We start from the raw sequence: 25,147 nt of genomic DNA, 5'->3' as shown, positions 1-25,147 counted from the left end.
TGCAAAATCGGGTCTCATGACCCCGAGCCTCCCCCTGCTTGCGGCCGTCTCGCTCGTCGTCGGCCTGCTGAGCGCCCCGGTGACCGGCGCCACGGCCACCGGGCGGGCCCTCCCGGATCGGACGCCCGTCACGAGAACGCCCTCGCCGCACCCGGCCGCCGCACGACTCCCGGCGCCGGACGTGGCGGACACGCCGGGCGCGCCGGACATGCGGGACGTCGCCGAGCACATCCCCGTCCACACCGCCGCCGAGCGGGAGCGCGTCCTCCACTACTGGACCCCCCGCCGGATGGCCGCGGCGCTCCCCCTCGACCCGCTCGCGAAGGTCACCGGCCTGCTCGGCCGCCTCTCCTCCACGGCCGGGGTGCTGCGCGTCTCCGCCCGGGGACCGCACGATCCCGTCCGGCGCGCGCACCTGTCCCGCGCCTCCGCCGCCGCCGTCCTGCCCTCCAAGACCGCCGGGGCCCGCTGGACCGCGGGCGGCATGGTGGGGCGGACCACCGGGCGGGTGTTCCTGACCGTCGGCGGGAGCGACTTCGTGTGCTCGGCCAGCTCGGTCAGGAGCGCCAACAGGGACCTGGTGGTGACCGCCGGCCACTGCGTCAAGGACGGCGCCGGGGCCTGGGCCGACAACTGGACCTTCGTCCCCGGCTACGCCCAGGGCCGCCGCCCGTACGGGCAGTACACCGCGCGCCGCATGTTCGTCGCGGGTCCCTGGTCGCGCAAGGGCGACGACAGCCACGACATCGGCATGGTCGCGGTCGGCACCAGTGGCGGCAGGCATCTCGGGGACGTCGCGGGCGGCCAGGACATCGCCTTCGGCACGCCCAGGGGGCGCTCCGCCAGCGGCTTCGGCTTCCCCGCCGACACCCCCTACGACGGCGAGCACCTGGTCTACTGCTCGGGCCCGCTGCGCGACGACCCCAACGGGCAGACCACCGACCAGGGCATGCGCTGCGACATGACCGCCGGGTCCAGCGGGGGCCCCTGGCTGGCCGGTTTCGACCCCGCCACCGGCCGCGGCACGATCGTCTCGGTCAGCAGCTTCAAGTACAGCGACGACCGCCGCACCATGTACGGCCCCTACTTCGGCACCACCGCCAGGAACCTCTACACCGTGGCCGGACGGTCCTGAACCGGTCGCCTCCGGGCCGCCGTCGGGTCCGGGACCCGCCCCGTCACCGGTGGGTTCAGGACCGGCCGCCGCCCGCTCAGAGGGTCAGCCCGGTGAGGACCATGACCTTCTCGTAGGTGAGGTCGGCGATGGCCGAGCGGATGCCCTCGCGGCCCACGCCCGAGTCCTTGACCCCTCCGTAGGGCATCTGGTCCGCGCGGTAGGACGGCACGTCACCGATGATCACTCCGCCGACCTCCAGCTCCCGGTTGGCCCGGAAGGCGATGTCCAGGCTGCGGGTGAACACCCCGGCCTGCAGGCCGTACCGGGAGTCGTTGACGGCGGCGAAGGCCTCGTCCACGCCGGAGACCCTCTGGAGGATCATGACGGGGCCGAAGACCTCCTCGCGGGAGACCTTGGCGTCGGACGGCACGTCGGTCAGGACGATCGGCGCGACCGTGGCGCCGTCGCGGGTGCCTCCGGTCAGCAGGCGCGCTCCCGCGGAGACGGCCTCGCCGACCCACCGCTCCACGCGCTCGGCGGCCTCGACCGAGACCAGCGGGCCCACCTGCGTCTTCTCGTCGGCCGGGTCGCCGGTCACCAGGGCCTCGACGGCCGGGACGAGCCGGGCCACGAAGTCGTCGTACACCGACGTCTCGACGATCACCCGCTGGACGGCGATGCAGCTCTGACCGGCCTGGTAGTTGGAGAACAGCGCGATCCGCGAGGCGGCCCAGCCGAGGTCGGCGTCGGCGAGCACGACCGCGGCGGCGTTGCCGCCGAGTTCCAGGGTCACGTGCTTGCGCGGCACCTGGTCCATGATCGCGTATCCCACCGGGGCGGAACCGGTGAAGGAGACGACCGGCAGGCGCGGGTCCCCGGTCAGCGTCCCGGCCCGGTCGTTGGGCACCGGGAGCACCGAGAACATGCCCTCGGGCAGGTCGGTCTCGGCCAGGATCTCCCCCAGCGCCAGGGAGGAGAGCGGCGTCGCCGGGGCGGGCTTGAGGACGATCGGGGCACCGGCCGCGATCGCCGGGGCCACCTTGTGCGCCACCAGGTTCAGCGGGAAGTTGAACGGCGTGATGCCCAGCACCGGGCCGTACGGGACGCGTGAGACGTAGGCGAGACGGCCGGCGGAGGCGGCCTCGGTGTCCAGGCGGACGGTCTCACCGCCGAGGCGGCGGGTCTCCTCCGCGGCGAACCGGAAGGTGGAGACCGCGCGGCCGACCTCGCCGCGGGCCCAGAAGATCGGCTTGCCGTTCTCCGCGGTGATCAGGCGGGCGATCTCGTCGGCCCGCTCGGCCAGGCGGCGCGAGACGTGCGCGAGCGCCTCGGCCCGCACGTGGATCGGGAGCGCGGCGGCCGTCCTGCGCACGGCCGCCGCCGCGGCCACGGCCTCCTCCACCTGCTCGGGAGCCGGTACGGAGCAGACGGCGACGACGCGGCCGTCATGCGGGTTGGTCACGGTGAGCTCGGCGTCGCCGGTGGCGGGGCGACCGGCGAGCCAGAAGGGGCGCACGTCCATGCCCCGACGCTATGCCACCGGTGGGCGGGCGGCCCTACTCCAGTCCGCACAACGGGTCCGCGCCCTCGCGCCGTTCCGCATAAAAACCGATACACACCCTTCTTGTAACGAAAACAGCGTTATTTACGGTTATTGCTTATAAGGTGCCGGTTTGAATGATCTTCACCGTGGCTAGGTCACCGGATGGACACTCAGAGCGGAAGGGCGTGGACGCATGATCCCCTCGGCGCCACGCGGCCTTCAGGGCGCCTATCTCGCCGGTGAGCGCGCCTCCCAGGACCGGTTGCGGGTGCGGCTGCTCGACGTCGCCAGCCAGCTGCTCGTCACCGTCGGGCCGGAGAGCCTGTCGATGCGCCGCATCGCCACCGAGGCGGGGTGCTCCACGACCGTCATCTACACGATGTTCGGCAGCAAGGAGGGCCTGGCCGAGGCGCTCTACCTGGAGGGCTTCGAGCGCTTCCGCCGCCGGCTGGAGGCGGTGCCACGGCGCAGGAACGCCCTGGAGCACCTCGGCTCGCTCGCCCCCGCCTACCGGGACGCCGCGCTGGCCGAGCCCGGCTACTACGCCCTGATGTTCGAGCGCGCCATCCCCGGCTTCACGCCGAGCGAGCGGGCCAGGACCCTCGCCCGCGCGGCGCTGAACGTCGTCGACCGGGTGATCGCCGACTGCATCTCGTCCGGGTACGTCGTGCCCACCCAGCCGAGGAAGATCGCGGACGCGCTGTGGGCGGCGGCACAGGGTGCCATCGCTCTGGAACGTGCCGGGCACCTGAGGGACGGCGAGACCTATGACACGGTCACCTACGCCGTGATCTCCCGGTACCTGATCAGCCCTCGCCGCCCCTGACGACCGGCGTGGACGCCTCGGGTGCGGCGACCGCGAGGGCGACCCAGAGTTCGGCGCGGACCGCCGGGTCGTCCAGGTCACGCCCGACGAGTTCGGCGGCGCGGCGCATCCGGTAGCGCAGGGTGTGCCGGTGCACCCCGAGCCGCTGCGCCGCCGCGTCCCAGTGGCCGTTGCACTCCAGGTAGGCGCGGAGCGATCCCAGCAGGTCGGCGCGGGAGCCGTGTCCGGTGAGGGGGGCGAGCAGCGCCGAGGAGAACGCCGCCGCCGTACCGGGGTCGATCAGGGAGAGCAGCCCCTGGCCCGCGAGGTCGGCGAAGCGCATCACCGGCGCGGCGCGGCGCCCCGCGGCGGCGAGCGCCCGCTCGGCCCGGCCGAGACCGGCGCGCAGGTCGCCGGGGCCGGCCGCGTCGCCGATCCCGACGGGGCCGTGCCCGCCGAGCGCCGCCGCCCCGGCGTCGGCCTCCGAGGCGGGCACGAGCAGCACCACCCTGCCCGTACCGGCCGCGTCCCTGTCGGCCGCCGCGAACCCGCCGGGCACGGCCTCGGCCGCCTCCAGCACCGCCTCCCCCGACACCGACCCCGATACCGACACCGACACCGACCGCGACGCCGGCTCCGAGCTCGACCGCGATCGCGACGCCGACACCGATCCCGGTCGTGACGCCGATTCGGGCAGCGACAGCGGCCCCTGTGCCGAGGCGGGCCCAGGTGGCGACGCCGGCCCCGGCCGTGACGCCGTTCCCGGCCCGCCCGCCGTGACGAGCACGGCCAGCGGCCCCTCGGGCAGCCCCTCCCCCAGCCGCTCCAGCGTCTCGCGCCCGGCCTCCGTCTCCCCGGCCAGCAGCAGGCGCAGCACCGCGGAGCGGACCCTGCGCTCCGCGGCCAGGTGCTCGCCGCCGTGCTCGACGTCCAGCGTCAGCAGCGACCCGGCGGCGGTGACCACGGTGTGCGCGACCGGGGTGAAGGGCCGGTCGAGGCCGACGGCGAGGAACCCCCTGACCCGGCCCGCTCCGACCGGCCGTACGACGACGTGCTCTCCCGGCGAGGACAGGGCCAGGCTCGCGGGCGTGCCCCGGCGCTCGCCCCTCAGCCGTTCCAGCTCCGGGCCGAGGCTCCTCGCGGCGGCCGCCGCCCCCCGGCCCGCCGCGTGCCGCACCGCTCCGGCCTCGTCCAGCAGGACCGCCCAGCCGCCGAGCTCGCGGGCGAGGCGGTCGATCACCGCGCGCGGCCCCTCGGGGCGGAGGGCGGCGCGGGTCAGACGGCCCTGGGCCGCGAAGGCGCGGCTGAGCTCGTCGTACTGCTCGGCGGCGATGAGCTCGCTGACCGCCTTGCCGATCGCGACGAACGGGGTGTCGCGCGGCACCTCGACGAGCGGCAGCCCGGCCCGCGCGGCGGCCTCGACCAGCGCCCGGGGGATCGTCTCGTGGCCCAGGCCGGTGCCGAAGCCGAGACCCGCGACGCCCCTGGCGACCAGGCGTTCCACGTATCCCGCGGCGTTGCCGTCGTCCAGGCGCATGCCCGTGGTGAGGACCAGCTCGTCCCCCTCCAGGAACGGCGTGGGGTCCTCCAGCTCGCTGACCGCCACCCAGCGCACCGGCCGGTCGAGCGAATCCCCCGCGGCCAGCACCTCCAGCCCCAGCGACGGCCGCCGTACGACGGTGCGCAGTGTCGGCGGCACGGCCCCTCCAGCTTTGTACGTTATGTCGAGTCCGGTCCGGCCAATTTTGCCATAGTGCATCATCGGCAGCCCGGCATCCGCGACATACCTTCGCAGCATGAGCACCGTCACCAGCACCGCCGCCGGCAGCGCCGGCGAGGGCGGCCCCTCGCTTCCGCAGGAGCGCCGCCTCGTCACCGAGATCCCCGGCCCGAGGTCGCGCGAGCTGCTGGCCCGAAAGCAGGCCGCCGTGCCACCGGGCATCGGCACCACGCTGCCCGTCTTCGTGACGCGCGCCGGCGGCGGTGTCGTCGTCGACGCCGACGGCAACTCGCTGATCGACTTCGGCTCCGGCATCGCGGTGACCGGCGTCGGCAACGCCGCCCCGCGCGTGGTCGAGCGGGTGCGCCGGCAGGTCGCGGAGTTCACCCACACCTGCTTCATGGTCACCCCGTACGAGTCGTACGTGCGGGTCGCCGAGGCGCTGAACCGGATCACCCCCGGCGACCACGAGAAGCGCACCTTCCTGCTCAACAGCGGCGCCGAGGCCGTGGAGAACGCGGTCAAGGTGGCCCGCCACGCCACCGGCCGCCAGGCGGTCGTCGTCTTCGAGCACGGCTACCACGGCCGGACCCTGCTGACCATGACGCTGACGGCCAAGAACATGCCGTACAAGCACGGCTTCGGCCCGTTCGCCCCGGAGGTCTACCGGGTGCCGCTGGCCTACCCGTTCCGCTGGCCCACCGGGCCGGAGAACTGCGCCGAGGAGGCCGCCGCCCAGGCGATCGACCAGATCACCAAGGAGATCGGCGCCGGGAACGTCGCCGCCGTGGTGATCGAGCCGATCGCGGGCGAGGGCGGGTTCATCGAGCCCGCCCCGGGCTTCCTGCCCGCGATCCTGGAGTTCTGCCGGGAGAACGGCATCGTCTTCATCGCCGACGAGGTCCAGACCGGCTTCTCCCGCACCGGCGACCTGTTCGCCTGCGAGCACGAGGGCATCGTGCCCGACATCATCGTCACCGCCAAGGGCATCGCCGGCGGCCTGCCGCTGGCCGCCGTCACCGGCCGCGCCGAGATCCTGGACAAGGTGCACGTGGGCGGGCTGGGCGGCACCTACGGCGGCAACCCGCTGGCCTGCGAGGCGGCGCTGGGCGTGCTGGAGACCATCGAGGCCGAGGACCTGACCGGCAGGGCCCGCCGGATCGGCGCGACCATGCTGCCCCGGCTGCGCGCCCTGGCGGAGCGCAACCCGGTGATCGGCGACGTGCGCGGCCGGGGCGCGATGATCGCCGTCGAGCTGGTGGTCCCGGGCACCACGGACCCGCACCCCACCGCGGCGGCCGAGATCGCCGCCAGGTGCCACGCCGAGGGCCTGCTCGTCCTGACCGCCGGGACCTACGGCAACGTGCTGCGCTTCCTGCCCCCGCTGGTCGTTCCGGACCACCTTCTGGAGGAGGGACTGGCGATCCTGGAGAAGGCGGTGAACGAGACGTGACGGTTTAGAACCCAACAAAAGGGGCATCCGGCTTGACGCCAGGTGCCCCTTTTGCCGTTATACGGCCCGCATGCAGGCCGTGATTTAACCGCGGCTTGACACCCGCCACAGCGATCACGGGTCATGACCGCGTTATAACGGTTCCGATGTGAAAGTGCGCGATCAAGACAGAAAACGTGTCGACATCCTCCCCCGGGACCGCACCGGGGGAGAACGCTCGAGGTCTCCCTATGGAGGGATCACATGAACTGGGGGCCGACCAGAACGGCACACGTCACGATGACCTTCGACCCCGAGGGCCTGACCCGTACCCAGCGTGAGGGCGACGCCTGCGTGGCCTGTCACAAGAAGTGGCCGCGCCCGCGGATCAGGATCGGCCGGCTGCCCGACGGCACGGCCCTCTTCGCCTGCCCGGAGTGCGCGGACGCGCTGCTCCCGCAGCAGAGCGACACCCACTCCCGTCCCCGGCGCGCCGCCTTCTTCTGACGAACGGAGGGCTCGGGCTTCCGGAGGGCTCGGGCCTCTGACAGGCGGAAGGCTCAGCTTCCTGGAAGCTTGGGTTCCCGAAAGATCCGGGCCTCTGACGGGCGGTTGGCTCAGGCGACCATGAGGGAGGCCCCGGCGGCCTGCTCGCGCATGCCCCACGGCGAGCCGTAGGCCGTGAGCAGCTCCAGGAAGGGCACCGCGTCGAACGCCTCGGGGCCGAGCACCCCGGTGCCCGACCAGACGCCGGTGGCCAGCAGCTCCAGGGCGACCACCGGGTGCACGGCCGTCTGCCAGACCACGGCCTGGCAGCCGTACTCGCGCATCGACCACTCGTTGTCGACCACGTGGTAGAGGTAGACCTCGCGCGGCGCGCCGTCCTTCCCGGTGCCCTTGACCCAGGTCCCGGCGCAGGTCTTGCCCCGCATCAGGTGGCCGAGCGTGGCCGGGTCCGGCAGGCTGGCCGCGACCATCTCGCGCGGCGACGCCTCCACGCCCCCCACCCTGATCTTCCCCGCGTTGTCCAGGCCCAGCTTGCGCAGCGTCTTCAGCACCCCGATGAACTCCTCACCGAGGCCGTACTTGAACGTCACCCGCCGGGCGTCGATGTAGCGCGGCATCAGGAGCACCTCCTCGTGCTCGACGTTGACGCACTCGACCGGCCCGATCCCCTCCGGGAAGTCGAAGACCTCCGGCTCGCTGAACGGCTCGGTGGTGTGCCAGCGGCCGTCCTCCCAGATCACCGGGGGGTTGAGGCACTCCTCGATGGTCGTCCAGATGGAGAACGTCGGGGCGAAGTCGTAGCCGTCGACCACCAGGTTGGACCCGTCGCGGACACCGATCTCCTCGATGTCCTCGAACAGGTGCTCGGCGGCGTAGCGCGCGAACACGTCGGCCAGCCCCGGCTCCACGCCCATGCCGACCAGCGCCAGCCCGCCACGCTCGCGCCACGTCTCGCCGAGCGCGAACTGCTCGTCGCCGAGCTTCACCCCCGGCAGCTCGTACGGCCTGAGCGGGTGGGGCCGCGACAGCGACATCGCCATGTCCAGGTAGCCGGCACCGGCGTTGAGCGCCGCCTCGAACAGGGACATGGTGAAGCGAGGATCCACCGCGTTGAACAGCACGTCGCAGCGGTGCTCGGCGAGGGCGGCCTCGACCGCCGTCCGGTCGGAGGCGTCCAGGGCGATGGCGCTGAAACGCGGGTCCGCGACCCGCGCCACGACGGCGACGGCCCGCTCCCGGTCGAAGTCGGCGACCACGACGTGCTCGAAGAAATCCCGGCGCGCGGCGATGGGGACCACGGCGGAGCCCACGCCGCCCGCCCCGACAAGAAGAATCCTCATAACGGACATATTATCCACTGACTGGTCGACCAGTCGATAGATGGAGCATGATCTCACCACCGAATCCATCGTCAGAATTGATCATGGCAACGGAAAGCGTCGCCGCGACCGGGGTACGCGGACCAGGCCGGAGACGACGGGAAAGGGCGGGGGCGGCGGGTCGGCACCTTCACCGGGGGCAGCACCACCCGTGAGGCGATCGGCGGGAAAGAGCGGCTCAGCGGGTCCCGGTCACTTGACCAGACCCCTCCAGCGCTCCGTCCAGTCGGCGTAGTCGGTGCACGTACCGTCCCGGCCGCCGCAGTCCCGCGCCGGGCGGGAGGCGAACAGGACGTCGCGCAGGCCCTTGCCGTCGCGCACGCGGTAGATGTCGCACATCCGGCGGGCGTGCCCGCCGCACGCCTCCGGGTTGGCCGGGGCGAGCCCCGTCCAGGCCGAGGCGGGACGCTGTGCCCCCTCCGAGGCCGTCCAGTCGAGCCACCGGTAGGCACAGTTCGGGCTGGCGGACGCGGCCGAGATCATCCAGGAGTCGACCCACCCCGTCACCGGCCCCGCCTGCGCGGCCTTCATCTGCCGGCCCGCCCTGCGGAACAGGTCCAGGTGGTAGGGAAGGGCCTGGGCGATCCGTACCGGGCCGGACGACAGGGCCCTGACCAGGTCGAGCGAGTCCTGCCAGTAGACGCGGTCGGGGCCGTCGCCCTCGGCCAGCAGCTCCACCGCGGCGTCGAGCTGGTCGGGGGTGAGCTGGAACGGGTCGCCGATGTCCAGCTCGGGACGGGTCTCCCGCAGGACGAGCGCGGCGTCGGCGATGCTCAGCGGGCTGTCGCGAAGGGCCGCGGGATCGCCCCCGTACAGCGCCCCGGCCTTCCGCGTCCCGCCTCCCTCGTGGATCACCCGGTTGACGCCCCACAGGTAGGGGACGCCGTAGGCCCTGCCGTCCTCGCGCAGGCCGGGCAGCTCGCGCAGGCGCTTGGGGATGTGCCTGTACTCCGGGATCAGGGAGGTGTCCAGCGGCATGACCTTGCCGTCGGCCACCAGCAGGCCGGCCAGGTCCGGGGAGGGCGAGACCACGTCGTAGGTCCCGGCGGCGAACCTGCTCGCCATCTCCTCGCCCGTCCGGACCCGGTCGACCCGGACGACGCACCCGCTCCTCTTCTCGAAGGACGAGACCCAGTTGACGCCCGCGGCCGAACTTCCGTACTCGACGTGTCCCTGGTAGGTGAGCACCCGCAGGGTGCCCTCACCCTTGCCGACGGAGGCCGACGGCGTGGCACGCGGGGTGGCGGACGCGGTCGCGGTGGACGCCGGGGTGGAGGTGGAGCCTGGATCGGGTGTCATCGGCGGCCCGGACGACGACGGCACGATCGGCACGATCGGCCCGGCCGTCACGGAGGGCGTGGCCGTCACGGGAGGCGAGGGGGCCCGCGCCGCCCTGGCAGCGCTCGCGACCCCCGTCCCGGCACCCGCTCCGGCACCGGTCACGTCCCCGGTCACGGTCGCGCCCCCGGTCTGGGCGCACGCCGCGAGCAGCAGGCCGCCCGCCCCCAGCAGCGCCCCGAGACGCGCCCGGCCGAGCCTGTCCCCGCCCACGAGGTCTCCTCCCGATGTCCACGGACCTGCCGGGGAGCCTACCGGCCCTCCCCGCCCCCCGCAGGCCCCCGCACGGCGGCCTCCCGGCGGCCCACTCCCGCGACCGGCCCGCGGACACCCGGGGCCGTGGTCATCCGGTGACGATCACCCGGTGGTCACCCGTTGGTGGGGAACCCGAGGTTGACGCCCCCGTGGCTCGGGTCGAGCCAGCGGGAGGTGACGACCTTGCCTCGGGTGTAGAAGTGCACGCCCTCGGTGCCGTGCACGTGACTGTCACCGAAGAGCGAGGACTTCCAGCCGCCGAAGCTGTAGAAGGCCATCGGCACCGGGATCGGCACGTTGATGCCGATCATGCCGACCTCCACCTCGTTCTGGAAGCGCCGGGCCGCGCCGCCGTCGTTGGTGAAGACCGCGGTGCCGTTGCCGAACTCACCGCCGTTGATCAGCTCCAGCCCCTCCTCGTACGAGGAGACGCGGACGATCGCCAGGACCGGGCCGAAGATCTCCTCGGTGTGCACCCGGGAGCCGGCCGGCACGTGGTCCAGGACCGTGGGCCCCAGCCAGAAACCGGGGGTCTCCTCGGCGGCGCCGCCGCCCAGGACGGGCGTCCGGCGGCCGTCCACGACGAGCTTGGCCCCCTCGGAGACGCCCAGGTCGAGGTAGGAGACCACCTTGTCCCGGTGGGCCCCGGTGACCAGCGGCCCCATCTGGGAGGCGGGGTCGTCGCCGGGACCGACGGTCAGCTCGGAGACCCGGGAGGCGATCCGGTCGACCAGCTCGTCCCCGACCGGGTCGACGGCCAGCACCACGGAGATCGCCATGCAGCGCTCGCCCGCCGAGCCGAAGCCCGCCGACACCGCGGCGTCCGCCACGAGGTCGAGGTCGGCGTCGGGCAGGACCAGCATGTGGTTCTTGGCGCCGCCCAGCGCCTGGACCCGCTTGCCGTGCCGGGTGCCGGTCTCGTAGACGTAGCGGGCGATGGGCGTGGAGCCCACGAACGAGACCGCCTTGACGTCCGGGTGCTCCAGCAGCCGGTCCACCGCGACCTTGTCGCCCTGCACGACGTTGAACACGCCGTCGGGCAGCCCGGCCTCCTTCCACAGCGAGGCCATCAGCAGCGACGCCGAGGGGTCCCTCTCCGACGGCTTGAGGACGAACGTGTTGCCCGCCGCGATCGCGATCGGGAACATCCACATCGGCACCATGGCCGGGAAGTTGAACGGGGTGATCCCCGCGACCACGCCCAGCGGCTGCCGGATCGAGTAGGAGTCGACCCGGGTGGAGACGCCCTCGGAGAAGCCGCCCTTGAGCAGGTGCGGGATGCCGCAGGCGAACTCCACGACCTCCAGGCCCCTGGCGACCTCGCCCAGCGCGTCGGAGTGGACCTTGCCGTGCTCGTCGGAGATGAGCCGGGCGAGCTCGTCGCGGTTGGCGTACATCAGCTCGCGGAAGCGGAACAGCACCTGCGAGCGCCTGACCAGCGAGGCGTCCCGCCACGCGGGCCAGGCGGCGACGGCCGCGGCCACGGCCGCGTCGACCTCGGCCGCCGAGGCCAGGTGGACCCGCCCGGCGACCTGCCCGGTCGCGGGGTGGAAGACGTCCGCCGTACGGGCCGCGTCCCCGGTGCTTTCGGCGGGGCCGCCCGCGATCCAGTGGGTGACGTTCTTCACGAGGTCACCTCGGCGTTGACGGTCTCCAGCGCGTCGACGATGATCCCCAGGCCCTCGGCGGCCTCCTCCACGGTCAGCGTGAGCGGCGGGGCCATCCGGAGCACGTTGCCGTACAGGCCGCCCTTGCCGGCCAGCAGGCCCGCCTTCCTCGTCTCCTCCATGAACCGGGCGGCGAGCGCCGGGGCCGGCGCGCCGGTCGCCGGGTCGACCAGGTCGAGGGCGAACATCAGGCCCTTGCCCCGGACGTCGCCGACGATCGGCAGGCGCGGCGCCGCCTCGCGGAGCCCGTCGACGATCAGGGCGCCGGTCCTGGCGGCGTTCGCCTGCAGGTCGTGGTCGAGGACGTAGTCCAGGGTGGCGTTGGCGGCGGCCATCGAGACCGGGTTGCCGCCGAAGGTGGACAGGCCGACGGCGTGCAGGCCGTCCATCAGGTCGCCGCGGGCGACGACGCCGCCCACCGCGAAGCCGTTGCCCAGCCCCTTGGCGAAGGTCATCATGTCCGGCGTGACCCCGTGGTTCTGGATGCCGAAGAAGGCCGAGCCGGTACGGCCCCAGCCGGTCTGCACCTCGTCGGAGATGAACAGGACTCCCTCGGCGTCGAGCACCTCCCGGTAGGCGGCGAACAGGCCGTCCGGGGGCATGGTGAAGCCGCCCACGCCCTGGATGGGCTCGGCGATCAGCGTGGCCACGTCGCCGCCGACGACGGTGGAGAGCACGTGGCGCAGGTCCTCGACGCAGGCGGCGACGTAGTCGGCGTCGGACATGCCGCGGAACGGCGTCAGGTGCCGGTCGGCGCCGTGCAGGAAGTGCACGTTGAGCGGCGAGAGCGAGCTGTTCTTCCAGGCACGGTTGCTCGTCACGCCGACCGCGCCGAAGGAGCGGCCGTGGTAGCTCTGGCGCATGGCGAGCACCTGGTCGGAGCGGCGCGCGTAGGTCGCCAGCAGCAGCGCCGTCTCGTTGGCCTCGGTGCCGGAGTTGGTGAAGAAGACCTTCGCGTCCGGGATGCCGGAGAGTCTGGCGATCTTCTCCGCCAGCTCGATCTGGCCGCGCATCAGGTAGAGCGTGGAGGTGTGCACGACCCCGGTGGCGAGCTGCCGCTCGACGGCCTCCCGCACCTCGGGCACGTCGTACCCGATCATATTCGTCAGGATGCCGGCGAAGAAGTCGAGGTAGCTCTTGCCCGACGCGTCGACGACCCGGTTGCCCTTGCCCGAGACGATCTCGATGGGCTCGTCGTAGTAGAGGGCCAGCCAGTTGGGCATTACCGCGCGGTGGCGCGCAAGGAGGTCCGACATGTATCGAGTATCACCGCTCGGAGCCACCACTCCTACCTGCAACATGTCGGCACATCCCGATCAAACCCGTCACACTGTCAGATCGGGTGCCTCGTCCGCGACCGGCCGGCCCGCCGGGACCCCGCTCCGGGCCCGGGCCTCGTACGGCTTGCGCCATGCGACGGATGCCGCAAGCCGTACGAGGGGTCGCGGGAGGATCCCGGTCCTCGGTCCGGACGCGCGCCGCGCGGCCGTGGGACCAGCATCTCCCCCGCCCGCCGCCGAGGCAATCGCCCGGGGCCGGACGAGACGCTCCCGAGACCGTCCGGAAGCGCGCCCCCGCACCCGGGGCCCGGGTGGTCGTCTCAGCCCTCCGCTTTCACCAGCCCCGTTTCCGCTTCCGTGCCCGGTCCCGCCGTCGCCGCGGGCCGCAGCACCACGAACGCCAGGGTGGCCGCGGCCAGGGTGAAGGCCACGCCCACCCAGGAGCCCAGCGACATGGCCGAGACGAACGCCTCGCGCGCGGTACCGATCACGCCCGGGTCGCCCAGGCGCATCGCCTCGCCGATCGACGCGCGGGCGGCGGCGGGCGCGTCCGCGGGCATCGAGGCGGTGTAGACGCCGGCCAGCACGCTGCCGAGCACGGCGATGCTCAGTGCCATGCCGACCTGCTGGACGGTGTCGTTGAGCGCGGACCCGACCCCGGCGTGCGCGGGCGGCACGGCGCCCATCAGCGTCGCGTAGGCCGCCGGGCCCGCCAGGCCGCCGCCGATCCCCATCAGCATGAGGCCGGCGATCAGGGTGCCGTACCCGGTCTCGGCGGTCATGAAGGCCATCACGGCGAAGCCGCAGGCCATCACGGCCATCCCGGAGGCGACCAGCACCCGGTTGCTGACCCTGGTCCCCAGACCGGCGCCCACCGCGTTGAACAGGGCCGCGGCCACCGCGTACGGCAGCAGCGCCAGCCCGGCCCGCATGGGGTCGTAGCCCAGCACGAACTGCAGGTACTGGGTGAGCATCAGCAGCAGCGCGCCGGTGCCGAACGACATCAGCACGATCGAGAAGGACGCGCCGCTGAAGTTCCGGTCGCGGAACAGCTCCAGCGGCAGCATCGGGTGGGAGGCCCTCATCTCCCAGACCACGAACACGGTCAGCGCCACGACGGCCACAGCGGCGGCGACCAGCGTCTCCGCCGAGGTCCAGCCCGCGGACGGCGCCGAGATGACCACGTAGACCAGCGCGCTCATGCCGATCATCGACAGCAGCACACCGGCCGGGTCCAGCCGTCTCGCCGGGCCGCGCGACTCGGGCATCAGCAGGAGCGCGGCGATGCCCGCGACGACCGCGACCGGCACGTTGATCAGGAAGATCGAGCCCCACCAGTAGTTGTTGAGCAGGAAGCCGCCGAGCGTCGGACCGGCGATCACCCCGACCATCGCCACCGCGCTCCACGCGGCGATCGCCTTGCGGCGCTCCTGCTCGTCGAAGACGGTGATCAGGATCGACAGCGTGCTCGGCATCAGGATGGAGCCGCCGACGCCCATCAGGGCGCGGGCGCCGATCAGGTGCCAGGGCTCGGTGACCAGCACGGCGAGCAGCGAGGCGCCGCCGAACAGCACCAGCCCGATGATCAGGAAACGCTTGCGGCCGTAGCGGTCGGACAGGCTGCCGGAGGTGAGCAGCAGCCCGGCGAAGACCAGCACGTAGGCGTCGATGATCCATTGGATGTCGGACGGGCTGGCCCCCAGGTCGACCATGAGGGCCGGGATGGCCAGGTTCAGGACGGTGTTGTCCACCACCAGGACCAGCAGGCTCAGACAGAGCACCCCGAGGATCCACCAGCGCCTCGGGTCGCGTTCGTCTCGTACAGTGTTCGATTCCACTCGCACACTGTACGACATCATCGAACGGTGTACCACCGGATTTATGCTGGTCGTGTGAACGAGCACTTCAGCTCCGTCTGGACACGCGAGCCGCGTACCACCAGGAGCCCGGCCCTGGGCCGCGAGCAGATCGTGCGCGCGGCCATGACGCTGCTGGACTCCGAGGGCCCGGACGCGCTGAGCATGCGCCGCCTGGGCGCCAAGCTCGGCTCAGGGGCCACCAGCATCTACTGGTACGTCGCCAACAAGGACGAGTTGCTGGAACTGGTCCTCGACGAGGTCTACGGCGAGTTCGACGTCCCCGACGTCGACGAGACCACCTGGCGCAACGTCGCCGCCTCCTTCGCCTACGGCATGCGCCACGCGCTGACGCGCCACCCGTGGGTGATCGGCCTGGTGGGGTGCACCCCCGCCCTCGGCCCCAACGCGATGCGGATGATGGGCCGGCTGGTCACCACCTTCGACCGGGCGGGCTTCCGCGGCCTGGACCAGGACTACGCGGCCTCGGCGCTGATGTCCTACGTGATCGGCGTCACCACCCCCGAGCTGTCCTGGCGGAACATGCTGGAGCGGACCGGGCTCGACTCCAACGGGATGAACGCGGCCATCCAGCCGGTGGTGGAGAAGGCCGCGGCCGACCACCCCGAGCTGGCCGCCCGGTACGCCGAGTTCAGGGGGATGGACGTCGAGACCGCCAGGGCGCTCAACTTCGAGTTCGGCCTGACCTGCCTGCTCGACGGCCTGGAGGCCCGCCTGGAGCGCGAGTCCTCCCCCAGGACGGACCCTCCGGCGGCGCCCCCCTCCCGGCCGCGGGCCCGGCGGCGGCCGGCCCCGCGCCCCGGGCCGGGCGCGACCGGCCCGGCCGGGGACGAACCTCCCGCCGACCGGCCCGCCGCGCGCTGACCCCGGCCGGCGCGCGACCGGCACGCGACCGGCACGATCGGCGGCCGGTCAGATCTCCAGCCACCGCTGGATGCGGCGGAGCAGCTCCTGGGCGTCGACGGGCTTGGTGACGTAGTCGCTGGCACCGGCCTGCAGGGTCTTCTCCCGGTCGCCCTGCATGGCCTTGGCCGTCACCGCGATGATCGGCAGGTCCGCGAAGTCGGCCATCTTGCGGATCGCCGCGGTCGCCGCGTAGCCGTCCATCTCCGGCATCATGATGTCCATCAGCACCAGGTCGATGTCCTCGTTGCGCGACAGGATCTCGATGCCCTTGCGGCCGTTCTCCGCGTACAGGACCTGCATGCCGTGCAGTTCCAGGATGTTGGTCAGCGCGAAGACGTTGCGGACGTCGTCGTCGATGACCAGGACCTTCCTGTCGACCAGTACCGTGTCCACCTGGTCCACCGGCTGGGGCCGCTCGTCGGGGCTGGCCTGCACCAGCGGCAGCACGTCACCCGGCTCGGGCGCCGACAGGTGCAGGGTGATGCGCTCGCGCAGCTCGTCGAGGCTGGGCAGCCGCTCCAGCGGCTGGGTGTTGGAGCGGCCCTTGAGGAGGTTCTCCTGCGGCCGGGTGAGCGTGCGGGTGTGGTGGGCGAGCACCGGCAGCCCGCGCAGCACCGGGTCGTCGTCCAGCATGCGCAGGAAGTCGGCCGCCGCGTCCTGGCGCATGCCCAGGTCGAGCACGATGCAGTGGTGGGTGTCGGTGTTCAGCATCTCCACGGCGGCGAGGGGGTCGTTGGCGGCCGACACCTGCACCGGCCCGTGCGTCTCGGGCAGGTCGGCCACGACGCTCTCGGCGAGCTGGGACAGCAGCCCGTTGGGCCGGGACTCCAGGACGAGCAGGCGCCGCCCCTCGGTGCCCGGGAACCGCTCCGGCACGGCCGCGGCCACCGGCGCCGGGAGCGCCGGGGCGGGCGCGAGGGCCGGTCCCCGCCCGCCGGCCCGGCCCGTGCCGCCGAGGGTGAGGTCGGCGATCGGCAGGCAGAGGCTGAAGGTGCTGCCCACACCCAGCGTGCTGACCGCCCGGATCTCACCGTTGAAGAGCGCGGCGATCTCCCGGCTGATGGACAGCCCCAGCCCGGTGCCGCCGTACTTGCGGCTGGTGGTGCCGTCGGCCTGCTGGAAGGCGTCGAAGATCTGCGACAGGTTCTCCTCGGCGATGCCGATGCCGGTGTCCACCACCCGGAAGGCGAGCACCTCCTGGTCACGGGCCCCGGCCAGGTCCATCCGCTCCACCCGCTCGATGCGCAGCTCGACCGAGCCCCTCTCGGTGAACTTCACCGCGTTGGAGAGCAGGTTCCGCAACACCTGCCGGAGCCTCTGCTCGTCCATGAGCAGCTCCTCGGGCACGTCGGGGGCGACCACGACGTCGAACCGGAGCCCCTGCTCGGTGGTCAGCGGGCGGAAGGTCGCCTCGACGTAGTCCAGGAGCTGCCGCAGGGGCAGCGGCTCCAGGCTGATGTTCATCTTGCCCGCCTCGATCTTCGACAGGTCGAGGATGTCGTTGATCAGCTGGAGCAGGTCGGTGCCGGCCGAGTGGATGACGTTGGCGTACTCCACCTGCTTGGCGGTGAGGTTGCGCGCCGGGTTCTGCGCCAGGAGCTGGGCCAGGATGAGCAGCGAGTTGAGCGGGGTGCGCAGCTCGTGGCTCATGTTGGCCAGGAACTCGCTCTTGTACTTGGAGGCCAGCGCGAGCTGCTTGGCCCGGTCCTCCAGCTCCTGGCGGGCCTGCTCGATCTCGCTGTTCTTCGTCTCGATGTCGCGGTTCTGCCGGGCCAGCAGCTCGGCCTTCTCCTCCAGCTCGGCGTTGGAGCGCTGCAGCTCCTCCTGCCCGACCTGCAACTCGGTCGCCAGTCGCTGCGACTCGGTCAGCAGCGAGTCCGTACGGGCGTTGGCGACGATGGTGTTGACGTTGACGCCGATGGTCTCCACCAGCTGCTCCAGGAAGGCCCGGTGCACCTGGGTGAAGCGGTTGAGGCTGGCCAGCTCGATCACGCCGAGCACCTGGTCCTCGACGATGATCGGCAGCACGATCAGGTTGACCGGCCCGGCCGATCCCAGGCTGGAGGAGATCGTGAGGTAGCCGGGGGCGATGTCCTCGACCAGGATGGGACGCTTGGCGACGGCGGCCTGTCCCACCAGGGAGTCGCCGAAGAAGTGCCGGCGGGTGGTGTCGCGGTGCCCGTAGCAGCCGACGACCCGCAGCTCCGAGCCGTCCGGCTTCTCCTCGGCCAGCAGGAACGTCCCGTGCTGGGCGTAGACCAGCGGCGCCAGCTCGTTCATCACCAGCTCGGCCACGACCGCGAGGTCTCGGTGCCCCTGCATCAGCCCGGAGATGCGGGCCAGGTTCGACTTGAGCCAGTCCTGCTCCTGGTTGGCCAGGGTGGTCTCGCGCAGCGACTTCACCATGGAGTTGATGTTGTCCTTGAGCTCGGCCACCTCGCCCGAGGCGTCGACGGTGATCGAGCGGGTGAGGTCGCCCGAGGTCACCGCGCTGGTCACCTCGGCGATGGCCCGCACCTGGCGGGTCAGGTTGCCGGCCAGCTCGTTGACGTTCTCGGTGAGCCGCTTCCACGTCCCCGAGACGCCCTCGACCTCGGCCTGACCGCCCAGCCGCCCCTCGCTGCCGACCTCGCGCGCCACCCGGGTCACCTCGGCGGCGAACGAGGAGAGCTGGTCCACCATCGTGTTGATCGTGGTCTTGAGCTCCAGGATCTCGCCCCGGGCGTCCACGTCGATCTTCTTGGTCAGGTCGCCCTGCGCGACCGCCGTGGTGACCTGCGCGATGTTGCGCACCTGGTTGGTCAGGTTGTTGGCCATCGAGTTGACGTTGTCGGTGAGGTCCTTCCAGGTGCCCGCCACGTTGGGCACGCGCGCCTGGCCGCCCAGCTCGCCCTCGGTGCCGACCTCGCGCGCCACGCGCGTCACCTCGTCGGCGAACGCGCTCAGCGTGTCGACCATGGTGTTGATGGTCTGGGCGAGCGCGGCCACCTCGCCCTTGGCCTCGACGGTGATCTTCTGCGACAGGTCGCCCTTGGCCACGGCCGTGGTGACCTGCGCGATGCTGCGCACCTGGCTGGTCAGGTTGTTGGCCATCGAGTTGACGTTGTCGGTGAGGTCCTTCCAGGTGCCCGAGACCCCTCGCACGGTGGCCTGGCCGCCGAGGTTGCCCTCGGTGCCGACCTCGCGCGCCACCCGCGTCACCTCGTCGGCGAAGGCCGAGAGCTGGTCGACCATCGTGTTGATGGTCTCCTTCAGCTCCATGATCTCGCCCCGGGCGTCCACCCGGATCTTCTGCGACAGGTCGCCCCTGGCCACGGCCGTGGTGACCTGCGCGATGCTGCGCACCTGGGCGGTGAGGTTGTCGGCCATCACGTTCACCGACTCGGTCAGCGCCTTCCAGGTGCCCGAGACGCCCTTGACGTCGGCCTGGCCGCCCAGCCTGCCGTCGGTGCCGACCTCGCGCGCCACCCGGGTCACCTCGTCGGCGAACGACGAGAGCTGGTCGACCATCGTGTTCAGCGTGTTCTTCAGCTCCAGGATCTCGCCCCGCGCCGAGACCGTGATCTTCTGCGACAGGTCTCCGCGGGCGACGGCGGTGGCCACCTGCGAGATGTTGCGCACCTGGTCGGTGAGGTTGCCCGCCATGTAGTTCACCGAGTCGGTGAGGTCGCGCCAGGTGCCCGAGACGCCCTTGACGTCGGCCTGCCCGCCCAGCCGCCCCTCGGTGCCCACCTCGCGCGCCACCCGGGTCACCTCGTCGGCGAACGACGAGAGCTGGTCGACCATCGTGTTGATGGTGTTCTTGAGCTCCAGGATCTCGCCCCGGGCGTCCACGGTGATCTTCTGCGACAGGTCGCCCTTGGCCACGGCCGTGGTGACCTGCGCGATGCTGCGGACCTGGTCGGTGAGGTTGCCCGCCATGAAGTTGACCGAGTCGGTGAGGTCGCGCCAGGTGCCGGCGACCCCGGTCACCTCGGCCTGCCCGCCCAGCCGCCCCTCGGTGCCCACCTCGCGCGCCACCCGGGTCACCTCGTCGGCGAACGACGACAGCTGGTCCACCATCGTGTTCAGCGTGTTCTTCAGCTCCAGGATCTCGCCCCGGACGTCCACGGTGATCTTCTGCGACAGGTCGCCGGTGGCCACCGCCGTGGCGACCTGGGCGATGTCGCGCACCTGGTCGGTGAGGTTGCCCGCCATGGCGTTCACCGAGTCGGTGAGGTCCTTCCAGGTGCCCGAGACCCCGGGCACCTCGGCCTGCCCGCCGAGCTGACCCTCGGTGCCCACCTCGCGCGCCACCCGGGTCACCTCGGAGGTGAAGAGCGAGAGCTGATCGACCATGCCGTTGAACACGGTGGCGATCTCCTGCAGCAGCCCGTCGCCGTCCTCGGGGAGATGGGTGCCGAAGTCACCGTCGCGCACCGCCGTCAACCCCGCCAGGAGCTGGCGGAGATCGAGCTCCTCCACCCCTGATGTGCCCTTGACGGCCCCGCCCCGTCCCGTACCGGCCGTCTCAACCATGTTCATAGCGGTTCACATCGCGCCTCTCGGCTCGGACGGCAAGCCTCTCGGCCCGTCCAGGAAAAGGTGAGGTAATCCTAAGGCCACGGAAAGGGAACGCCCCGGGCGCCCCGGACGCCTTTCGCGGCCTGTAGCCGGGTCCCGCGACGGGGTTCGGTGGCCTCGGACAGCGGACCGGGCAACGGACCGGACGGTGAGCGGGACGGCGGGCCGGACGGTGAGCGGGGAGCGGGCGGACGGCGGGCGGGGACGGGGGCACTGGGGGACAGCATGTAACGGTGGATCGCCTCGTACTTACATGTTGATCGGATACGCTCGACGAGTGCTCCCTACCGTCGCCGACGTCCTCGCCCTGGACACCGTCCGCCGGGGGAATCCGCGCGTGGTGGCGGGGACCGACCGGCTCGACAGCCGGGTGCGCTGGGTGCACGTGGGCGAGGTGACCGACATCGCGCACCTGCTGCGCGGCGGCGAGCTGGTGCTCACCACCGGAATCGCCCTGTCCGACGATCCGGGTGAACTCGCCGACTACATCACCGAGCTGGTGGCGGTGGGCGCCTCCGGGCTGATCGTGGAGCTGGGCCGCAAGTTCGTCGGGGAGCTTCCCGCGGCGCTGGTCACCGCTGCCGAGGAGCTCGGCCTGCCCCTGGTCACCCTGGCCAGGGAGACGCCCTTCGTGCAGATCACCGAATCCGTGCACGCCCGGATCATCGACGCCCAGCTCGAGGAACTGCGCGCCTCCGAGCAACTGCACGAGGTCTTCACCCAGCTCTCGGTCGAGGGCGCCTCCCCGGCGAAGGTGCTCGGCCAGGTCGCCCGCCTGTCCGGCCATCCGGCCCTGCTGGAGAACCTCACCCACCAGGTCCTGGCCTGCGAGACCGCGGGACGCGACCCGGGCACCCTGCTGGCCGGGTGGGAGAGCCGCTCCCGTGCCGTCTCCCCCGGCGCGCGCACCGCCTACGACGCGGCCTCCGGCTGGCTGGTGACGATGGTCGGCGCGCGGGGCCAGGACTGGGGACGCCTGATCCTGCTGTACGACGCCGAACCCGGCCCGCGCGACATCGTGCTCGCCGAACGCGCCGCGACCACCCTGGCCCTGAGCCGCCTGCTGGAGCGCCACCAGGAGTCGCTGGAACGCCGGGCACACGGCACGATCATCACCGGCATCCTGACCCACGCCTACGCCGACCCCGAGGAGGCCGCGGCCCGCGCCCGCGCGGTCGGCGTCCCGCTCACCGGCCGGCACCTCGTCAGCGCCGTGCTCCGGCTCACCGAGTCTGCCGACGGTTCCCAGGACGGCCCCCTGGAGGGTCCTCGGGACGCCCCGCTGGACGGTCAGGAGCAGCTCGCCCGGCTCGGCGAGCTCGCCGACGCGGCCGCCGCCGCCTGCCGTGAGGCCCGTCTGCCCGCCCTGATCGGCGCCCTGGACCAGAACCGGGTCGGCGTCCTGCTCCCGCTGCCGCCGCGCGTCCCCGCGGAGTCCGCGCTGGCCACGCTCGCCGAGAGGCTGCGCGCGGCCTTCGCGACCCCATTCGTCCTCGCCGCCGGTTCCGTGGTCGAGTCGGTCCGCGACGTACGGCGCAGTTTCCTGGAGGCCGAGCAGGTCGCCGACGTGGCCGTCAGGCAGCCCGACGGGCGCGCCTTCTACCGGCTGCCCGATCTCCGGCTGAGGGGGCTGCTCCACCTGCTCCGCGACGACGCCCGGTTGCAGACCTTCGCCGAGCGCGAGCTCGGCCCCCTGCTCGCCCACGACGCCCAGCGCGGGGGCGACCTCACCGGCATCCTCCGCGTGTACCTCGACGCGGGCCGCAACAAGGCCGTCGCCGCGCAGCGGGCCCACCTGTCGCGGCCCGCCTTCTACGATCGCCTCCGCAGGCTGGAGCGCGTCCTCGACACCGATCTGGACGATGTCGAGTCCTGTCTCTCCCTCCATGTCGCCCTGCTGGCGCTGGAGTCCATCCGGAGAGACGGTCCCCGCCCCTGAAAGGTCCCCATGCCCGACATCTTCGTTCCCGAGGCCGCCGACCTGGCCCGGATGCTCACCGCCGCCGGCGCCTTCTCCGTACCCGCCGGCGACGTGCGCCTCTCCCCCGAGGAGCTGGAGCCCGGTCAGGTCCTGGCGGGCTCCCCGCGGCTGTCCTCGTTCGAGCTGTGGTCCTCACCCGACGGCAGCCAGAGCCGGGGCATTCGCGAGCTCACCGCGGGCACCGTGCTCGATGTGGAACGTGACAACCTGGTGGTGGTCCTCGCCGGCCGCGCCACCCTGGAGGTCGACGGCGGCGCCGTCCTCGAACTCGTACCGGGATCGGTCTGCCTGCTCGCCGAGGGGGCCAAGACCGTCTGGATCGTCCATGAGACCCTGCGCACGGTGTACCACCGCGCGAGCTGAGACGCCTCCGTCACCGTGACCTTTTGGGCACGGTCCCAGGACCGTGCCCGGTCGCGGTGGTACGTGCCGTGTCGTCGGCGTCGGCCGTGTCGTCCCCGCAGATGTGGAGGTCCCAGCGGCGCGGGCGGGTCAGGACCGCTCCGAGGATGACCCCGAGGAGCAGGCTTGCGATGATCACGACGAGAACTCCCAGCCCCATGACGGCTGCCTCTCGTAAGATGTGCCGCTCACTCTGAGAAAATGCGGCCTACCGCACCGTAGCGTCGCTTTCTCACCCGCACGGCGAAACGGCCGGGGACTAATCCTTATTGACCAGGGGATCTGCCCGCCCCACCCCTTAAGACACGTCTGGCCTGCGGGCGTGTGGGCTGAGGTGATCCGCCACACTTTCTCGCCATGTTTCGCGTGTTTCGCTCCCCTTAACCCGTAAATCTCGGCACGATGGTCACGAAGTCGGAGACCAATGGGGAGAGATATACATGTCGCGACGTCTTGTCGCCGGATTCACGGTGGTAGCGCTCACCGTCACGGCGGTCCCCGCCACGGCCGAGCAGGTGAGTTCGAGGTTTCCCTCCTCGGCTTTCCCCTTGGGCACGAACATGGCCACGACAAAGAATGCACAGAGCGTAGCGCCAGGAATCACCCTTTTTAAGATTAAACACGGCAAATCCACACAAGGTTGGACAGTCTCCGCACTTATGCCCAACGGGCACGATAGTGGTCGTCTTGTCACGGCTCAGACCGTGGCCGAAGCGGTGGAGATGGCCGGGTTCACCCCCACCATCCTGAAGATCGTGCAACCCGCCGCCGCGGACGCGCCCGCCGTGGAGCAGTACATGGTACGGATCGGCCTGTGGTCGTTCGGCCAGCGCGCCAAGGCCGACAAGGTCGTGAAGGAGCTCAAGGAGCAGGGCGTCCGGGCCAAGACCGACTATCTCGGAGACGACGGCGCCGAGACCACCGGCCCCTGGGACATGCGCGTGCTCATGGTCGACCCCCGGACGTTCCGGGGGTCGTACCGGACGAGCGTCGGCAAGAGCGTGGCCAAGCGGGAGACCACCGGCTCGATGTCGAAGCTGAACGGCGCCATCGCAGGGGTCAACGGCGGCTTCTTCAACATCCACACCGCCAAGGCGCTCCAGGGCGACCCCGTCGGCGTCTCCGTCGTCGGCGGCCGGCTCCTCAGCGAGGCGGTGCCCGGGCGGAGCGGACTGGTCATCACCGAGGGCCGCAAGGCGCGGATCACCGAGTTGGAGACGGTGGTCACCGCGGTCTCCACAGACGGCACGAAGACGGCGGTGAACGGCATCAACCGTGCCGCCGGGCCCGAGGAGCTGGTCCTCTACACCGAGGAGTTCGGCAGCAGGACGGCGGCCGACGGCGGTATCGAGGCCGTCATCGACTCCCAGGGCATGATCGTCAAGCTCCGGCAGGCCGGCGGCATCGTCGCGCGGGGCACCTCCATCCTGCACGGCACCGGTCTCATGGCCGTCTGGCTGCAGGAGCACGCCGCGAGCACCGGCATGAAGGTGGATACCAAGGTCATCGATCTGCGGACCCGCCGGGCCATCCCGCTCACCCCCACCACCTACGTCATGGGAGGCGGGGTCGGACTGGTCAGGAACGGCCGGGTACGCGTCACCGCCGCGGCCGACGGGCACGCCTCGATCAACATGATGCTCCGGCGCCACCCGCGCACGATGGTGGGCATCGACAGGTCCGGCGGACTGATCCTGGCCACGGTCGACGGGCGTAACCCGGGAGTCTCGGTGGGCGCCTCGATGGTCGAGGGGGCCAGGCTGATGCGCTGGCTGGGTGCCAAGCAGGCCATCAACTTCGACGGCGGCGGATCCAGCGTGATGGTCGTCGGGCACAAGGCCGTCAACCGGCCCTCGGACGGCGCGGAGCGCACCGTGGGCGACGGCCTCTTCATCACGCCCTGAGGAATCCTTCCGTGTGACTCCCCGTGATTCCATGAGCGCCGGGTCGGTCTCCGACCCGGCGCTCTCGTGGTTCTTGCCGTCCTCAGGAGGCGCTGAGACGGCAACAGGCCTCGGGATGCCGGGAAGCCGTGGAAGGCCCTCACCGTGGAAGGCCCTCACGGTGGACGGCCAGGAAGCCTCTGGGCGGTGGCGGAGGAGGCAGGCCGGCACGACGAAGGTCAGGCCGGAAACACGGAAGGCCCTCACCGTGTGGTGAAGGCCTTGGAAAGTACACGAAGCAGGGAAAACACGGAAAGCCCCCACCAGCGGCGAGGGCCCCGGAAACACATGAAGCGGGAAACATATAAAGCCTGGAAATGCTTGAGGGCCCCCACCGACGGTGGGGGCCCTCAAGAAAAGATTGTCCGGCGGTGACCTACTCTCCCACACCGTCCCCGGTGCAGTACCATCGGCGCTGAAGAGCTTAACTTC

The 25,147-nt window shown here is 71.7% G+C and carries 17 protein-coding genes and 1 rRNA gene; 8 read left to right on the top strand and 10 right to left on the bottom strand.

From position 1 onward, the window contains the following. The first annotated feature begins 16 nt into the window (after positions 1–16). On the top strand, positions 17–1,135 hold the full coding sequence (locus ACLQ2R_RS35475) for a trypsin-like serine peptidase (protein WP_425965795.1): 1,119 nt from the start codon (positions 17–19) through the stop codon (positions 1,133–1,135). 76 nt (positions 1,136–1,211) lie between these two features. Here ACLQ2R_RS35475 and ACLQ2R_RS35470 read toward each other — a convergent pair whose 3' ends face one another. Further along, positions 1,212–2,639 carry an aldehyde dehydrogenase family protein gene (locus ACLQ2R_RS35470; protein WP_425965794.1) on the bottom strand — a complete coding sequence of 476 codons (1,428 nt, stop codon included), beginning with the start codon at positions 2,637–2,639 and terminating at the stop codon, positions 1,212–1,214. Between the two features lie 214 nt (positions 2,640–2,853). Here ACLQ2R_RS35470 and ACLQ2R_RS35465 point away from each other — a divergent pair, with 214 nt between their 5' ends. After that, entirely contained in the window at positions 2,854–3,486 is a 633-nt protein-coding gene (locus tag ACLQ2R_RS35465; protein ID WP_425965793.1) for a TetR/AcrR family transcriptional regulator, read from the top strand. Here the strand turns inward: ACLQ2R_RS35465 and ACLQ2R_RS35460 are convergent. Beyond that, entirely contained in the window at positions 3,467–5,164 is a 1,698-nt protein-coding gene (locus ACLQ2R_RS35460; protein WP_425965792.1) for a PucR family transcriptional regulator, read from the bottom strand. The genes ACLQ2R_RS35465 and ACLQ2R_RS35460 overlap by 20 nt on opposite strands. A 97-nt stretch (positions 5,165–5,261) precedes the next feature. Between ACLQ2R_RS35460 and gabT the strand changes: the two genes are divergently transcribed. Both gabT and ACLQ2R_RS35450 read left to right on the top strand, forming a co-directional pair. Then, the gene (gene gabT / locus ACLQ2R_RS35455) at positions 5,262–6,638 is read left to right on the top strand and encodes a 4-aminobutyrate--2-oxoglutarate transaminase (protein WP_425965791.1); all 1,377 of its coding nucleotides are present in this window, start codon (positions 5,262–5,264) and stop codon (positions 6,636–6,638) included. A gap of 243 nt (positions 6,639–6,881) precedes the next feature. Then, a complete protein-coding gene (locus tag ACLQ2R_RS35450) occupies positions 6,882–7,124 on the top strand; it encodes a hypothetical protein (protein WP_425965790.1) in 243 nt (80 codons plus the stop codon). Between the two features lie 110 nt (positions 7,125–7,234). Here ACLQ2R_RS35450 and ACLQ2R_RS35445 read toward each other — a convergent pair whose 3' ends face one another. The 5 genes from ACLQ2R_RS35445 to ACLQ2R_RS35425 all read right to left on the bottom strand — a co-directional run bounded on the left by ACLQ2R_RS35445 (position 7,235) and on the right by ACLQ2R_RS35425 (position 14,881). Then, on the bottom strand, positions 7,235–8,464 hold the full coding sequence (locus ACLQ2R_RS35445) for a saccharopine dehydrogenase family protein (protein WP_425965789.1): 1,230 nt from the start codon (positions 8,462–8,464) through the stop codon (positions 7,235–7,237). 231 nt (positions 8,465–8,695) lie between these two features. Beyond that, complete coding sequence (locus ACLQ2R_RS35440; RefSeq protein WP_425965788.1) at positions 8,696–10,054, bottom strand: extracellular solute-binding protein; 1,359 nt, start codon at positions 10,052–10,054, stop codon at positions 8,696–8,698. 155 nt (positions 10,055–10,209) lie between these two features. Beyond that, positions 10,210–11,724 (bottom strand): CoA-acylating methylmalonate-semialdehyde dehydrogenase, encoded by a 1,515-nt coding sequence (locus ACLQ2R_RS35435; protein ID WP_425965787.1) that lies wholly within the window; start codon positions 11,722–11,724, stop codon positions 10,210–10,212. Further along, a complete protein-coding gene (locus tag ACLQ2R_RS35430; protein ID WP_425965786.1) occupies positions 11,721–13,019 on the bottom strand; it encodes an aspartate aminotransferase family protein in 1,299 nt (432 codons plus the stop codon). Before ACLQ2R_RS35430 ends, ACLQ2R_RS35435 begins: the two co-directional genes overlap by 4 nt. A gap of 344 nt (positions 13,020–13,363) precedes the next feature. Next, positions 13,364–14,881 (bottom strand): MFS transporter, encoded by a 1,518-nt coding sequence (locus tag ACLQ2R_RS35425; protein ID WP_425965785.1) that lies wholly within the window; start codon positions 14,879–14,881, stop codon positions 13,364–13,366. Between the two features lie 54 nt (positions 14,882–14,935). Here ACLQ2R_RS35425 and ACLQ2R_RS35420 point away from each other — a divergent pair, with 54 nt between their 5' ends. Beyond that, entirely contained in the window at positions 14,936–15,784 is an 849-nt protein-coding gene (locus ACLQ2R_RS35420) for a TetR/AcrR family transcriptional regulator (RefSeq protein ID WP_425965784.1), read from the top strand. Positions 15,785–15,832: 48 nt separating this feature from the next. On the opposite strand, the gene ACLQ2R_RS35415 is transcribed toward ACLQ2R_RS35420, so the two are convergent. After that, the gene (locus tag ACLQ2R_RS35415) at positions 15,833–20,344 is read right to left on the bottom strand and encodes a HAMP domain-containing protein (RefSeq protein ID WP_425965865.1); all 4,512 of its coding nucleotides are present in this window, start codon (positions 20,342–20,344) and stop codon (positions 15,833–15,835) included. A gap of 322 nt (positions 20,345–20,666) precedes the next feature. Between ACLQ2R_RS35415 and ACLQ2R_RS35410 the strand changes: the two genes are divergently transcribed. Together ACLQ2R_RS35410 and ACLQ2R_RS35405 are read left to right on the top strand one after the other, a co-directional pair. Next, positions 20,667–22,328: a PucR family transcriptional regulator gene (locus tag ACLQ2R_RS35410; RefSeq protein ID WP_425965783.1), complete on the top strand. Its 1,662-nt coding sequence runs from the start codon at positions 20,667–20,669 to the stop codon at positions 22,326–22,328. Positions 22,329–22,337: 9 nt separating this feature from the next. After that, complete coding sequence (locus ACLQ2R_RS35405) at positions 22,338–22,733, top strand: cupin domain-containing protein (RefSeq protein WP_425965782.1); 396 nt, start codon at positions 22,338–22,340, stop codon at positions 22,731–22,733. Positions 22,734–22,743: 10 nt separating this feature from the next. On the opposite strand, the gene ACLQ2R_RS35400 is transcribed toward ACLQ2R_RS35405, so the two are convergent. After that, complete coding sequence (locus ACLQ2R_RS35400; protein ID WP_425965781.1) at positions 22,744–22,911, bottom strand: hypothetical protein; 168 nt, start codon at positions 22,909–22,911, stop codon at positions 22,744–22,746. A gap of 565 nt (positions 22,912–23,476) precedes the next feature. Between ACLQ2R_RS35400 and ACLQ2R_RS35395 the strand changes: the two genes are divergently transcribed. Then, entirely contained in the window at positions 23,477–24,676 is a 1,200-nt protein-coding gene (locus ACLQ2R_RS35395; RefSeq protein WP_425965780.1) for a phosphodiester glycosidase family protein, read from the top strand. Between the two features lie 402 nt (positions 24,677–25,078). On the opposite strand, the gene rrf is transcribed toward ACLQ2R_RS35395, so the two are convergent. Further along, positions 25,079–25,147: ribosomal RNA gene (rrf, locus tag ACLQ2R_RS35390) — 5S ribosomal RNA — on the bottom strand; the annotation flags it as partial.

Source organism: Streptosporangium sp. DT93 (assembly GCF_049844535.1).
GTDB lineage: Bacteria > Actinomycetota > Actinomycetes > Streptosporangiales > Streptosporangiaceae > Streptosporangium.
Note: the sequence above shows the minus strand (reverse complement) of the source record. Positions and strands in the feature narration are given on the sequence as shown.

What these genes read in the sequence shown, in the direction of transcription:
- ACLQ2R_RS35475 (WP_425965795.1), top strand. Translation starts at nt 17, where the DNA reads ATGACCCCGAGCCTCCCCCTGCTTGCGGCCGTCTCGCTCGTCGTCGGC.
- ACLQ2R_RS35470 (WP_425965794.1), bottom strand. Translation starts at nt 2,639, where the DNA reads ATGGACGTGCGCCCCTTCTGGCTCGCCGGTCGCCCCGCCACCGGCGAC.
- ACLQ2R_RS35465 (WP_425965793.1), top strand. Translation starts at nt 2,854, where the DNA reads ATGATCCCCTCGGCGCCACGCGGCCTTCAGGGCGCCTATCTCGCCGGT.
- gabT (WP_425965791.1), top strand. Translation starts at nt 5,262, where the DNA reads ATGAGCACCGTCACCAGCACCGCCGCCGGCAGCGCCGGCGAGGGCGGC.
- ACLQ2R_RS35450 (WP_425965790.1), top strand. Translation starts at nt 6,882, where the DNA reads ATGAACTGGGGGCCGACCAGAACGGCACACGTCACGATGACCTTCGAC.
- ACLQ2R_RS35445 (WP_425965789.1), bottom strand. Translation starts at nt 8,464, where the DNA reads ATGAGGATTCTTCTTGTCGGGGCGGGCGGCGTGGGCTCCGCCGTGGTC.
- ACLQ2R_RS35430 (WP_425965786.1), bottom strand. Translation starts at nt 13,019, where the DNA reads ATGTCGGACCTCCTTGCGCGCCACCGCGCGGTAATGCCCAACTGGCTG.
- ACLQ2R_RS35415 (WP_425965865.1), bottom strand. Translation starts at nt 20,344, where the DNA reads ATGGTTGAGACGGCCGGTACGGGACGGGGCGGGGCCGTCAAGGGCACA.
- ACLQ2R_RS35405 (WP_425965782.1), top strand. Translation starts at nt 22,338, where the DNA reads ATGCCCGACATCTTCGTTCCCGAGGCCGCCGACCTGGCCCGGATGCTC.